The 13,391-nt window shown below is 37.9% G+C and carries 13 protein-coding genes and 1 pseudogene; 13 read left to right on the top strand and 1 reads right to left on the bottom strand.

Annotated features, from left to right (window positions below; genetic code table 11):
• Nucleotides 1-176: 176 nt before the first annotated feature.
• The 3 genes and pseudogenes from CA2015_RS24925 to CA2015_RS21245 all read left to right on the top strand — a co-directional run.
• Nucleotides 177-383: pseudogene (locus tag CA2015_RS24925) on the top strand (activator of HSP90 ATPase); the annotation flags it as partial.
• A 254-nt stretch (nt 384-637) separates the two neighbouring features.
• Nucleotides 638-1,438 carry a tetratricopeptide repeat protein gene (locus tag CA2015_RS21240; RefSeq protein ID WP_048643715.1) on the top strand — a complete coding sequence of 267 codons (801 nt, stop codon included), beginning with the start codon at nt 638-640 and terminating at the stop codon, nt 1,436-1,438.
• A 179-nt stretch (nt 1,439-1,617) separates the two neighbouring features.
• A complete protein-coding gene (locus tag CA2015_RS21245) occupies nt 1,618-2,373 on the top strand; it encodes a polyprenol monophosphomannose synthase (protein ID WP_048643716.1) in 756 nt (251 codons plus the stop codon).
• A 21-nt stretch (nt 2,374-2,394) separates the two neighbouring features.
• Here the strand turns inward: CA2015_RS21245 and CA2015_RS21250 are convergent, their stop codons facing one another.
• Nucleotides 2,395-3,615 (bottom strand): ABC transporter permease, encoded by a 1,221-nt coding sequence (locus tag CA2015_RS21250; protein ID WP_048643717.1) that lies wholly within the window; start codon nt 3,613-3,615, stop codon nt 2,395-2,397.
• A 38-nt stretch (nt 3,616-3,653) separates the two neighbouring features.
• Between CA2015_RS21250 and CA2015_RS21255 the strand changes: the two genes are divergently transcribed.
• The 10 genes from CA2015_RS21255 to dapA all read left to right on the top strand — a co-directional run bounded on the left by CA2015_RS21255 (nt 3,654) and on the right by dapA (nt 13,115).
• Nucleotides 3,654-4,871: an exo-beta-N-acetylmuramidase NamZ family protein gene (locus CA2015_RS21255; protein ID WP_048644674.1), complete on the top strand. Its 1,218-nt coding sequence runs from the start codon at nt 3,654-3,656 to the stop codon at nt 4,869-4,871.
• Between the two features lie 4 nt (nt 4,872-4,875).
• A complete protein-coding gene (fmt, locus tag CA2015_RS21260; protein ID WP_048644675.1) occupies nt 4,876-5,808 on the top strand; it encodes a methionyl-tRNA formyltransferase in 933 nt (310 codons plus the stop codon).
• 63 nt (nt 5,809-5,871) lie between these two features.
• Nucleotides 5,872-6,420 carry an RNA polymerase sigma factor gene (locus tag CA2015_RS21265; RefSeq protein ID WP_048643718.1) on the top strand — a complete coding sequence of 183 codons (549 nt, stop codon included), beginning with the start codon at nt 5,872-5,874 and terminating at the stop codon, nt 6,418-6,420.
• 32 nt (nt 6,421-6,452) lie between these two features.
• The gene (locus CA2015_RS21270; RefSeq protein WP_048643719.1) at nt 6,453-6,824 is read left to right on the top strand and encodes a hypothetical protein; all 372 of its coding nucleotides are present in this window, start codon (nt 6,453-6,455) and stop codon (nt 6,822-6,824) included.
• Nucleotide 6,825: 1 nt separating this feature from the next.
• On the top strand, nt 6,826-7,287 hold the full coding sequence (locus CA2015_RS21275; RefSeq protein WP_048644676.1) for a Spy/CpxP family protein refolding chaperone: 462 nt from the start codon (nt 6,826-6,828) through the stop codon (nt 7,285-7,287).
• A 325-nt stretch (nt 7,288-7,612) separates the two neighbouring features.
• The gene (xseA, locus tag CA2015_RS21280) at nt 7,613-8,941 is read left to right on the top strand and encodes an exodeoxyribonuclease VII large subunit (RefSeq protein ID WP_048643720.1); all 1,329 of its coding nucleotides are present in this window, start codon (nt 7,613-7,615) and stop codon (nt 8,939-8,941) included.
• Entirely contained in the window at nt 8,922-9,122 is a 201-nt protein-coding gene (gene xseB / locus CA2015_RS21285) for an exodeoxyribonuclease VII small subunit (RefSeq protein ID WP_048643721.1), read from the top strand. Before xseA ends, xseB begins: the two co-directional genes overlap by 20 nt.
• A gap of 119 nt (nt 9,123-9,241) precedes the next feature.
• Nucleotides 9,242-11,719 carry an NAD-dependent DNA ligase LigA gene (gene ligA, locus CA2015_RS21290; RefSeq protein WP_048643722.1) on the top strand — a complete coding sequence of 826 codons (2,478 nt, stop codon included), beginning with the start codon at nt 9,242-9,244 and terminating at the stop codon, nt 11,717-11,719.
• A 6-nt stretch (nt 11,720-11,725) separates the two neighbouring features.
• Complete coding sequence (locus tag CA2015_RS21295; RefSeq protein WP_048643723.1) at nt 11,726-12,220, top strand: DUF6913 domain-containing protein; 495 nt, start codon at nt 11,726-11,728, stop codon at nt 12,218-12,220.
• Nucleotide 12,221: 1 nt separating this feature from the next.
• Nucleotides 12,222-13,115, top strand: a complete 894-nt coding sequence (gene dapA, locus CA2015_RS21300) for a 4-hydroxy-tetrahydrodipicolinate synthase (RefSeq protein ID WP_048643724.1) — start codon at nt 12,222-12,224, stop codon at nt 13,113-13,115.
• Nucleotides 13,116-13,391: the final 276 nt, after the last annotated feature.

The following is a 13,391-nucleotide window of genomic DNA, read 5'->3' on the forward strand; positions in this document are numbered from 1 at the left end:
GGCTGTTTAGAGATTTTAGCATTGCAGCGCTATGGTGAAATTGAAAACAGCAACGAAGTGGCTGATTTTGAAGCGATTTAAGCACGTAATAGATTGTCTATTGCATAATCCGGGTTTAAAATAGGCGGTAGTTTTAGCTACATTATGGCTGCGTAAGATGGCAGCATGCCTTTAAAGGCACATTTTCGGAAATCCGACCCGGGAACCTAATTGAATACGGCTTGGCTGATGGTAGAAAAGTAATTATTCAATTCCAAGATAAAAATGGCACTACCACTGTATCTGAATCCTTTGAGTCAGAAGCTGAAAACAGCATCGAGGTTCAGTTACAAGGCTGGCAAGCCATCTTAACCAACTTTAAAAAGTATGTAGAAGCCAACTAAGCGAATTTCAATCAAGGCTAACTTCAACATCTGCCCTCTTTCTTTGCCTTATAGTACCAATTTAAATTGGACTTTGACCTGGCCCATCCTAATTAAAAACCTTGTGTCTTAGCATTGCACTCAAGTTTTTTGTTGCTGTTAAAAACACTAAGATGTATTAAATATTTAGTCATTTTATTAATTGATAGAAAAAATATTTGTCAAACTAAAATTTATCTATTATATTGAACTAATCATTTAATACAATTAACATTATGGTGTTTAGGGATTTAAGAATAGTATTGGCCTGCTTATTACTGACAAGCTGTTTTGGAGATTTTAAAACTGGTGAACAGTTGTACAATAGTGGGGCCTATGATGAGGCGGTGGAAGAGTTTAGCAAAGTACTTTTTGCAAGCACCACAGATCTCAAGACCCTACACCTTCGGGCCAGGTCTTATGAAGAATTGGGTAAATACAAGGAGGCAATGGCTGACTATAAAAAGATTATTACTTTAGATCCCAAATACGCCTATGCCTATGCAGGAATAGCTAAAATTGCCTGGGACCGGGGAGATTTCAAGGAAGCTGAAAACAATTTACTCTATGCAGCCATGATTGTGCCTGAAGACTATGATGTAATCCTATTTCTATCCAGGGCAATGATCAAAAATGAACGTTATAAAAGTGCTATAGAATTTTTAGATTTAGCCATCAAACTAAGGCCTAGGGAACCTAATCCGCATTATTATAAAGGAATCGCTATGGGCCTTCTTGGAGATGGTCTAGGAGTGGTAGTGACCTTTAATAAATACATTGAACTGGAGCCAAACAATGTCAGTGCCATTTTTAATCGGGGTTTGGCCCTCATGACATTGGGATATAAAAGTTGGGCGGTCGAAGATTTTGATACGGTTCTGGAAATGAATCCAAATCATTATGAGGCCTTGGCAAGAAGAGCTGTTTGTTTAATGGAAAAGAATCCTAGACAATCTTGCTTCGACTTGGAAACAGCCGCCTTAAAAGGCAATGAATTCGCTAAACTTCACCAAAATGATTGCAATTATAGCAGGTAAGTACTGCTTTTCTCACCTGTAATTTATTCCAATACGGTCCATAGGCCACGGTTAGCCCTCTCATCCTGGAAAGAGGCTTGGGCCTGTATATTTTACATCTTTTAACTTTTTCCGATCACCAAATTTTTCTGATCTCAGAAGAATATTCCGTATTAAATCCTACTTTTGTATTCTCAAATATGAAAAGCAGTAAACTAGTCATTGTTCCTACATTCAATGAGATGGAGAATATCCAGGATCTCATAATCGAAGTTATGGCCCTGCCAGAAAACTTTGATTTATTGGTGATAGATGACAGTTCACCTGATGGAACCGCTTCATTGGTAAAACAGATGCAGGAAACCTTTCCTGATCGGCTTTTCCTTATCATAAGAAAAGGCAAACTGGGACTAGGTACGGCCTATCTGGAAGGCTTTGCTTATGCTTTGAAAATGGGCTACACCTATATATTTGAGATGGATGCTGACTTTTCTCACAATCCACAAGATTTAAGTTTGCTCTATTCAGCAGCGGTAAAAGGCTCACATGATTTGGTAATTGGTTCTAGGTATGTATCAGGTGTAAATGTGGTCAATTGGCCTATGGGCAGGGTTTTAATGTCATTTTTCGCCAGTAAGTATGTACAGTTCATTACTGGAATTCCTATAAAAGATACTACAGCGGGTTTTGTATGCTATCATAGAAAAGTTTTGGAAGCGATTCCCTTAAACAAAGTCAAATTTATAGGATATGCCTTCCAAATAGAGATGAAATTTACAGCCTGGAAAATGGGCTTTGATATTCTGGAAGTGCCCATTATTTTCACTGACCGCACAAGAGGAACCTCTAAAATGTCTAAACATATTTTTAGAGAAGCCATACTTGGCGTAATTTACATGAAAGTAAAAAGCATGTTTGTAAAGCCTAAAAAAGCCAAAGAACAATCAATTATCTGATTTTAAAACCCCTCTTACAGCTTAGTCAAATTTAATTGATTTGATAGGGTTTACGTTACTGATGATCACTGCAGGAATAAACAATACTGCAGTAGTGATAACCAATATTAATACATTCAATCCTAAAATTATTGGCCAATCCCACACGATAGGTACATAGCTCATGTAGTAATTTTCAGCATTAAGCTTGAATAAGTGGGTGCTTTGTTGCAGTAAACCAAAGCCCAAACCAATCAAATTACCCAATAACATTCCTCTTCCTATAATTCGGATTCCATTCCAGATAAAGATATTACGGATTTGCAGGTTGGTACTACCCAAAGCCTTTAATAAGCCAATCATAGAAGTCCTTTCCATAATAAGAATAAAGAGAATGGACACCATATTGAAAGAAGCTACAAATAGAATCAAGGCTAAAAAAACATAGACATTGTTATTCAACAATTCCAGCCAGTCAAAAATCTGAATGAACTTATCCGTTGCTTTGGTAAGTCTCAAGTCATAATCTATACTTTCATAGAGCTCATCCTCATAAAGGTCAATTGTTTGAGGATCCTTTAAGAAGACCTCAAATCCACCAACTTTATCTTCATCCCAATCATTCAGCACTTGTATGACACGAATATCTCCTAGAATAAACTTATCATCAAAATCTTCCAAAAAGGTTTCGTACAATCCCACGACTTCAAGTCTTCTGAAGCGGGGAGGATCCTGTACAAAGTACATGGTGACCTTGCTCCCAACATCCAAAAGCATCTTTCTGGCAATTTTGGTGCTGACCACAATCTCATTGGTAGAAGAGCCACTGTCTCCAAACTGAATAAACCGCCCTTTTACTATCGATGGTTTAAAGGCCAGGCTGTCAAAATCTCTACCTACCCCTTTCATCATTACACCTTCTACTTCCTCTTCCCCTTTTATAAGTGCTGGTTTATTGGCAAAAACCTGAACATGTTCTATATAGGCTCTATCACGGAAATTGGAATAAAATTCACTATTGGTGCTAGTAGGAGAATCCTCGAGAGATTGACTCAGCACAAATTGATTGACCTGATAATGCCCTGTAAAAGAAAATACCTTATTAGAAATCACCGATTGAAAACCTCCCAGAATCAAGAAGGAAATGATCATTATAGAAAGCCCAAGGGCAATACTGGCTACAGCAATCCGATGGATGGTTCCGGTGAAACCTCCCGTCTTTTTAAAACTGATTCTTTTTGCAATGAAGTAGGAAAGGTTCAATGAAGTCGTTTATTTTGTTAACCGAAACGCAAATTAACATGAAGCACCTTAAATTAATACTTATCCTGGCTTTTTTGTTTGGTAACATGACTTTTTGTAAAAGTAAACCGGACAATAATCGCAATTTAGAAGAAAAACCAAGCCCCGAGACAAGCGCTCCTATAATTCTTCCTGGTGCGGACCGGCCTGAAATTTATTTACCCAAACTGAAAGGTAAAAGAGTTGCACTTGCTGTAAACCAAACCAGTATCCTAATCTCCAAAGAGAATTTACACCTGGTGGATTTCTTATTGGCACAAGGCATTGAGGTAAAGAAAGTATTTGTACCTGAACATGGTTTTAGAGGAGATGCAGATGCTGGAGAAAAGGTAGACAATACGGTAGATCCAAAAACCGGACTGCCCTTGGTTTCTTTATACGGAAAATCAAAAAAACCTTCCACAGCCGCCCTTGCTGATGTAGATATCGTGATTTTTGACATTCAGGATGTAGGCATTCGCTTTTATACCTTTATCAGCACCCTGCACTATCTAATGGAAGCCTGCGCAGAACAAAACAAAACCTTAATGGTTTTTGATAGACCCAATCCCAACGGGGACTATATAGATGGTCCCGTACTACAAAAAGGTTATGAAAGCTTTGTTGGAATGCACCCTATTCCCATTATCCATGGACTTACTGTAGGTGAGTTAGCCCAGATGATCAATGGAGAAGGTTGGCTAAAAGAAGGCGTTAAGGCACCTTTGGAAGTTGTTCCTGTAGGCAACTGGAAGCATGAAAATCATTATTCCTTACCAGTAAAGCCTTCACCAAATTTACCAAATGATGTTGCTATTCGCTTGTACCCTTCTCTATGTTTCTTTGAAGGTACAGATGTAAGCCTTGGAAGAGGAACACTGTTTCCTTTTCAGGTATATGGTTATCCTGATCCGAAATTTGGAGATTTCACATTTACACCCGTAAGCATAGAGGGAATGTCCAAATATCCCCCACAGCAAGACAAGCTTTGCTATGGCAAGGATTTAAGAGATGAACCCCTCTCCCACCAATTCACCCTATCTTACTTATTAGAAGCATATCAAAAAGCCAATAAAGGAGCCTCATTTTTCAATGCTTTTTTTGACAAGCTTGCCGGATCAGATCAGTTAAGAAAATTGATTATCGCTGGAGAGTCGGAAGCGAGCATTCGCTCCACCTGGCAGGAGGAATTAGACCTTTATAAAGCAAAAAGAAAAGAATACCTGATCTATGAATAAAACGATGGAAAAAAAAGACCTAAGGATCATATTCATGGGAACACCGGAATTTGCGGTAGCCCCATTGGAAGCCATGATTGAAGATGGTTGGAATATAATTGCTGTGATCACGGCTCAGGACAAATTACAAGGCCGGGGAAGAAAGCCGAAGAACTCTCCAGTAAAAGATTGTGCTGTGAAGCATGGTATACCGGTTCTTCAACCACCCAATCTAAAAAACCCAGATTTTATAGAGACCCTCAAGTCGTATAAGGCCGAGCTACAGGTGGTTGTAGCCTTCAGGATGCTACCAGAAGTAGTTTGGTCCATGCCTCCGCTAGGCACTTTTAATCTTCACGCTTCTCTATTACCTGATTACCGTGGTGCTGCTCCTATCAATTGGGCCATTATCAATGGGGAAACCAAAACTGGGGTAACCACATTTTTCTTAAAACATGAAATCGATACTGGAAGTATTTTATTCCAGGAAGATGTTCCTATCCTACCGGAGGATAACCTGGGAGATTTGTACGAGAAATTAATGCAAAAAGGCGCTAAGTTGGTGGTTAAAACTTTGGACGCCATTGTAAAGGGAGAGGTACAGCCCAGAGTACAAGATGAGACAAAGGCGAAGAACCATGCTCCTAAAATCTTTAAGGAAACTGGTGAAATCAACTGGAATCTACCGGCTGTAGCTATTCATAACCTTATACGAGGGCTTTCACCCTATCCGGGTGCCTGGTGCAGGATCAACGATAAAACCTGTAAAATCTTCAAATCTGAGGTCCTTGCAACAGACAGTAGCGGTACAGAGGTTGGTGCTTTCAAAACGGACAACAAAACCTATGTTCATTTTCAAACAGGAGAAGGGACGCTTTCTATTTTAAACCTTCAGATGGAAGGCAAGAAAAGGATGGATATTGGTGACTTTTTGAGAGGAAACAGTCTAAGCACATAAAATTTTTAAAAGAAAATAGGGCTGCAATTAAACCAATTGGTTAAATTATAGTCAAAGACATGAATGGAGCCAAAAAACGATGCTGAACTTCTGGAAATGATCAATTACCCAAAAACCCGTGAAAAGGGTTTTCGGTTATTGGTGGAGACCTACCAGCGAAACGTGTATGGCATTGTCAGAAAAATGGTGATTGTACATGAGGATGCGGATGATGTTGTTCAAAACACCTTTATCAAGGCATTCAAAAACATTCATAAGTTCAATCAAAATTCCGCTCTATTTACGTGGATTTACCGAATTGCAGTCAATGAAAGTTTAAATTTCATTGAAAAGAGGAAAAGAAAGTTGTCTATTCCGATCGAAGATTATCACGAGAAGATGGAAAACTATGTAGATCAATCGCCCTTGGTGGATGGCAATGAAATTGAAAAAAAACTTCAAAAAGCCATTTTAAAATTACCTACAAAGCAGCGATTGATTTTTAACCTTCGGTATTTTGATGAATTACCTTATGAAGAAATGAGCAAAATCACTGAAACAAGTGTAGGGAGTCTTAAGGCAGGATATCATCATGCTGTCAAAAAGATTGAAGAATATCTGAGCAAGGATTAAACCTATTGATAAAAAAACGGTCAAACAACAGTATGGAAAAATTCCCAAAGAAGAATATATTCAGGACTCCGGAAAATTACTTTGAGAACCTTCCGGATAAAATTCTTGAAAAGCGGAAACCTAAAGCTCTACAATACTATCTCAGTGGTATGGCCGCAGCCGCAGTTGTCATTATTGGCTTCTTTTTGTTCAATAACAATGACACGGTAACTTCTTCAATCAATTATCAGACAGAATTAAATGAAGAGGTTGAATATTACATCGAATCAGGTGTTTGGAATGTGGAAGATGTATTACTTTTGGCTGACAACCCCAACGAGCTCCTTGACGATATTACAGAAGAAGAGTGGAGCAACCAGACATGGATAGACGAAGGTTTATTGGAGAATGAAATATTTTATTGATATGAAAAATTTAGCAATTGCTTTCTTATTTACATTACTGACTTTCTCTGTGTACGCTCAGAAAAACAATCAGGTGGACAAGGAAAAATTGGAAGCTGCAAGAGTGGCCTTCATTACCAATCGACTGTCACTTAGCCCTGATCAAGCAGAGAAATTCTGGCCTTTATACAATGAGTTTCAAGGTAAAAGAAACTCAATGATGCGGGAAATGCGCAACATATCTAAAACAGGAGATGAAAAAATTTCAAATGCTCAGGCCAGAGAATTAATGGAAAAAAGATTTAGCATTCAAGAGAATCTTATGAATGCTGAGAAGGTATTTCTAAGAAAAATAGCGGATACGCTTAGCCCTGTTCAGGCTCTTGAATTGAATGAAATCAATAGGGATTTCACTCGCCACATTTATAAAATGCAACGAAAACAAAGGGAAGAAAGACAACCCAGATCGGAGAGTAATAATTAGGGATGTCAATCTAACATTAAGATTATAACTTTTATATTTAGCCCAAGAGAATTTTATTAAATTTTCAACATTCACTTTTTTTAGGGCGCATTCCAAAATAGGAAAAAGTAAGTATGGATTACTAAACTAAGCATGAAATCTTGTCAAGATGCTTAGAAAAATGAGGACAACACAACCTATTTGTATTCTCTACCTATCCTTTCCACCTGTAGGTAAAAAAGCTTTGTCTTTTTTTACCCATACAAGCTTACCTATTAATTAAAAAATGCTTCCGTTCAAATAGAAATTACCCTCCTTTTAAGCATATTTTTTGTTAATTTGTAAGATGCAGCAGCAAGCAATATCCCTTCTATCCCTAAACGAGCTGATCAAAAGTACTTTAGATAGCCACCTCGCTCCTACCTATTGGGTAATTGCAGAAATAGGTGAGTTAAGGGCAGGCGTAAGAGGTCATGCTTACCTTGATTTAATAGAAAAATCGGATGGCAATATACTAGCTAAAATCCGAGGAAATATCTGGTCTTATACCTACCAATCCATTTCAAGAAAATTTGAAATCACTACCGGAACAGCCCTTAAAGGTGGCATGAATATAATGGCACTGGTAAGTGTGCAGTTTCATGAACTGTATGGAATAAGTCTGGTAATTAAAGACATAGACCCCAATTTCACCTTAGGGGAAAGAGCCCGAAAACGGCAAGAAATAATTAGCCGGTTAACCAATGAAGGCTTAATGGACTTGAACAGGCAATATGTATTGCCGATAGTAAGTCAAAAAATTGCTGTCATTAGTTCAGTCACGGCTGCTGGATATGGGGATTTTATCAATCAACTGGATCAGAATCCACAGCATTTCAAAATCCATTATCAGCTTTTTCAAGCAGCAATGCAGGGAAAAGATGCTGTACCTCAGATAATTCAAGCCATCCAACATATTGAAGATTTATTGTTGGAAGAGAAATTTGATCTTTTGGTCATAGTCCGTGGAGGTGGTGCACAAACGGACTTGGATTGTTTTGATGATTACGAACTTGCCAAAGCCATTGCCAATGCAAGTTTGCCTGTTGTGACAGGAATTGGACATGAGAGGGATGAATCAATTGCAGATTTGGTTGCCCACACCAAGCTTAAAACCCCCACTGCCGTTGCCAGTTTTATATTGTCTGGATTCAGTGAATTTGAAGACAATATGCACAGGAACCTGGTCTCAATAGAAAGACATATACAGGCGAGATTAAAATCGGAAGAAGCAGGGCTAACAGACAAAACTCACCTGGTAACCAACCTGCTGAGACAAAAATTAAACGAATGTAATCTTGCTTTGGATCGATACGCCCAGCAAGCAAGGCGAATATCTCTTTACAGAACAGAAAAGGAAAGCATCAAATGCGTACATCTTGACGAAAGCTTGAGAAAAATAACCGAAAGAAAACTAAAACAGGCCGAAGAAAAGTTAGGCCAATATGGGAAAACTATTGACCGGCTCAATCCACAAACCCTATTGCAACGGGGATATACAAAAACAGAGAAAGACGGAATTCCTATTAACAAGCAAACCCTTAAAATCGGTGATGAGCTGATTACTTATAATAAAAGGGATAAAATAACTTCTGTTATCAAAAAATTAGAGACAAATGAAAAACAAAAAGGATAACTTGAGCTACGATGAAGCTATTGCTAGATTGGATCAGTTGGTAAAACAGCTTGAAGAAGAAGATCAGGGAATGGATGATTTGACCAAAATGGTACAGGAAGCCAGTGAATTGGTGAAAGTTTGCAAGCAAAAACTTAAGATGACCTCAGAGGAGATTAAAAAGGCCTTTGAGGAAGCATAATGCCTTTTACTCAAAAGTGAATTTAGCTCAGAAAAAGCAGGTTTTATTTTGCTGCCAATGCCATTAATTTATAATCAAAAACAGTACATTTGAAGGAAGAAATTGTGATCATTTTTTAAATGAATAAAGTAAATAAAAAAGAGGCAGGGAAGTTAATCGATGAGTTGACGAGAGAGATCAATCATTACAATCACCTTTATTACCAGGAGGACAAATCCGAAATTAGTGATTTTGATTTTGATCAGTTACTTGATAAGCTCATTCAATTGGAGAATGAGTATCCTGATTTAAAAAAAGAGGACAGCCCTACCCAAAGGGTTGGTGGCACCATCACAAAAAACTTTGAGACGGCGGAACATTCTGTACGCATGCTTTCATTGGGCAATACCTATTCCAAAGAAGAATTAATAGCCTTTGACGAAAGGGTAGCCAAAGGACTTGAACATAGAAATTACAACTATTTATGTGAATTGAAATTTGATGGTGTAGCCATCAGTTTGGTTTATGAAAATGGAGTATTAACAAGAGCAGTCACGCGGGGAGATGGATACAAAGGAGATGTAGTGACTGAAAATGTCAAAACCATTAGAACCATACCTTTGGTCATCAAAGACCAAGAAAATCTTCCTAGCTATTTTGAAGCCAGGGGTGAAATATTTCTCTCCAAGCAGGGCTTTGAGAAAATCAACGCTGAAAGGCTTGAAAGTGGGGAAAGTTTACTGGCCAACCCTAGAAACACTGCATCTGGAACCCTCAAAATGCAAGATTCATCCGTAGTTGCCAAAAGAAGGCTGAATTGTTATCTATACCAATTGATAGCAGATGACTATGGCATTATAGAGCATGGAGAATCGCTACAACTTTTGGAAAATTGGGGATTCAATGTATCTCCTACTTACAAACAATGCCAAAATCTTGATGAGGTTTTGGCATATATCGAATATTGGAGAGAAAAGCGACACCATCTTTCAGTAGAGACTGATGGCGTGGTAATTAAGGTAAATGATTACCGGCAGCAAGAGGAATTGGGCTTTACCGCGAAAATTCCAAAATGGGCCATTGCCTTTAAATACCAGGCAGAAAGTGCTGAATCCACCCTTTTGTCTATTCAATATCAGGTGGGTAGAACAGGTGCAATCACGCCTGTAGCGAATTTATCCCCTGTTTCACTGGCAGGAACTACTGTAAAAAGAGCATCCCTACACAATGCCAATGAAATTGAAAGGCTGGACCTTCATGAGGGTGATACAGTAAATGTAGAAAAAGGAGGAGAGATCATTCCAAAAATCACTGGGGTAGTGTTGGAAAGAAGAATTTCAGGAAGCAAACCCATTGTATATATCAAGCATTGTCCAGAATGCGGTACCTTGTTGGAAAGAAATGAGGGTGAGGCGAAACACTTCTGTCCAAATGACGAAGCCTGCCCTCCTCAGGTTTTAGGGAGAATTGAGCACTTTGTATCAAAAAGAGCCATGAATATTGACTCGCTAGGGACCGAAAGGCTCAGGGCATTGATCCAACAGGGCTATGTACAGGATCTGGCAGACCTTTATTATTTGCCTGAGAAAAAAGGAGAATTGTTGGGGCTAGAGGTATCCGATGATCAATATTCCAAAAACAGTGATGGGTATTTGTATGTAAGCTTGAAAAAGGCATTGTATGCCATAAGCCAACATTTGACCTTGAAGGAAATTGATTCCTTTATTGATACGCATGAGAATTATAGTTTGCATGAAAAGGTTTCAGAATTTATAAATTTTGTAAAAAATACAGGTAAAAAAGCCAAAAGCAATCTGGATTCAATCAAAAAGCTAGATGCACTGCTAGATAAAGGAGAATTTGATTTAGTGGAAGATTTTGTACCTGTCGCCTATATTCTATATATTTTAACTGGAAATGAAAATAGCCTTGCAGAATTTACAGGCAAAACAAAGAATAAAAATAGTGTTCACGAAATAGTAATCAATGATACGGTTGATTTATTTGGTGGGGCTATGGATCAAATTAATAAACTAAAAGGAAGTACTTTTCAGGAAGGTGTGATAAAAAATATGCTGGATGGGATCGCCCAATCGACTTCCCAACCCTTTCCAAAAGTATTATTTGGATTAGGTATCAGGAATATTGGTGAAAATACGGCTATATTGTTGGCCAAACACTTCCAAAATATAGAGAACCTAGAAAAGGCAAGTGCAGAAGAATTACTTGAAATCAATGGTGTAGGTGAGACTTTAGTGCAAAGTATAGGATTGTTTTTCTCCAAAGAGAAAAACAGAATGATCATAGATAAACTAAAAGCAAAGGGCCTACAATTTCAACTTTCAGAAAAGGAGACTCAGTTAGAAAGTACCATTTTGGAAGGTAAAAAAATTCTTGCTTCAGGTCGATTAAATCATTTTAAGAGAGATGAGATCATGGATTTTGTAGCATCTCATGGGGGTACTTATTCCAAGTCTGTTTCTAAAAACCTTGATTTCATAATCGAAGGAGAAGAAATGGGGCCTAGTAAAAAGGAAAAAGCCCGAAAACTAAATATTCCATTGATTTCAGAGGAATCTTTTTTAGAAATGTGTGGTAAAAACAAAGAAATAAAATAAGAACAGATGAAATGGATAAGGGAATATTACGTAAAAAGTATTTTAGAAAATCCAAAGAAAAAGTTAACCCAGAAATCCATCCTCTTAAATACCGCTAATATTAAAACCATTTCAATTATTGCGAGTAGCAAAGAAGAAATTGAAGTAATTAAGGAGGTAGTTCATTCCGACCTTGGAAATGAAATCACGGTCATGGGGAATTATTATGACGAGAAATCAGTAGATGAACAGGCTTTTTCTTATAAAGATTTTACTTTATTTGGTAAACCCAGAGAAAAACTAATTCAATTGCTTTCCCTTACACCAGATTTGATTATTTTTACTCCGGAAAGACTAAATTACTTTACCTTATTTTTACTACAATTACAGTCGACATCTTATAGCATGGGGTTTTATAACAAGGAAACAGAACCCTATTTGGATTTGATGTTAAATAATGAAGAAAAAGATATTCAATCAGGGACAGCGCTGTTGATAAAATATTTAAAGCAGATTAATTAAAATGAAAAAGTTTACAGGTACCGGAGTAGCATTAGTAACTCCTTTTAAAGCAGATGGAGCAATTGATTACCCTGCTTTGGAAAGTGTTATTGAGCATGTAATTCTGGGTAATGTGGATTATCTTGTTGTACAAGGTACTACGGGAGAGTCAGCCACACTTTCTGAGGAAGAAAAAATGGATGTACTCTCATTCACTATAAAAATCAATCGTTCAAGAGTTCCTATTGTTTACGGCCTTGGAGGAAATAATACTGCAGGAATTTTATCTGCTATAGACAACATCGATTTTTCCGAAATTGCTGCTGTTCTATCGGTAAGTCCCTATTACAATAAACCGAGCCAATCAGGAATAATCGCACATTATACCGCTTTGGCAGACAAATGTCCTGTCCCAGTGATTTTGTACAATGTCCCTGGGAGAACCATGTCCAATTTAAGTGCAAATACAACTTTAGAATTGGCCAAGCACAAGAACATTATCGGAATTAAAGAAGCTAGCGGGGACTTGGAGCAATGCATGCGTATTGCCAATGGCAAGCCGAACGATTTTCTTTTGATCTCAGGTGATGACATGATCACTACGCCAATGAGAAGTATTGGCGCCGAAGGTGTAATATCTGTTATTGCTAATGCCTACCCTGAAATTATGGGAGCGATTATTCACGGTAATGGGGAATATTCAAAAAAAGGCACCTTTAGTTTATTAGACATCAATCCACTAATGTATGAGGAAAGTAATCCTGTAGGAGTAAAATGCCTAATGGAGCATTTGGGGATTTGTGAGGGCAATGTAAGACTTCCTCTATTAAAAGCTTCAGAGGAGCTTAAGTCTAGAATTAAATCCGCTGCAGGTAAAATCAATACCAATCAGTTCTATTCTCCACATTTGGAGTAAATTAAGCCCGAAATATGCAATAGACAATCTATTACGTGCTGAAATCGCTTCAAAATACCCAATCGTTGCTGTTTTCCATTTCACCATAGCGGTGCTATACTAAAATCTCCAAACAGCCTGATTTTCTTGAGATTGCAACACTTCCCGTAAACACGGGACAGGCTTCACCCCTGACAATTGTCAGGGCGGAGAAATCCTATTACATAATCCGGGTTAAAAAACATATATAAAATAAAAAGGGGGACTTAAAATATTAAGTCCCCCTTTTTATTAAAT

This window comes from Cyclobacterium amurskyense (assembly GCF_001050135.1).
Lineage (GTDB): Bacteria > Bacteroidota > Bacteroidia > Cytophagales > Cyclobacteriaceae > Cyclobacterium > Cyclobacterium amurskyense.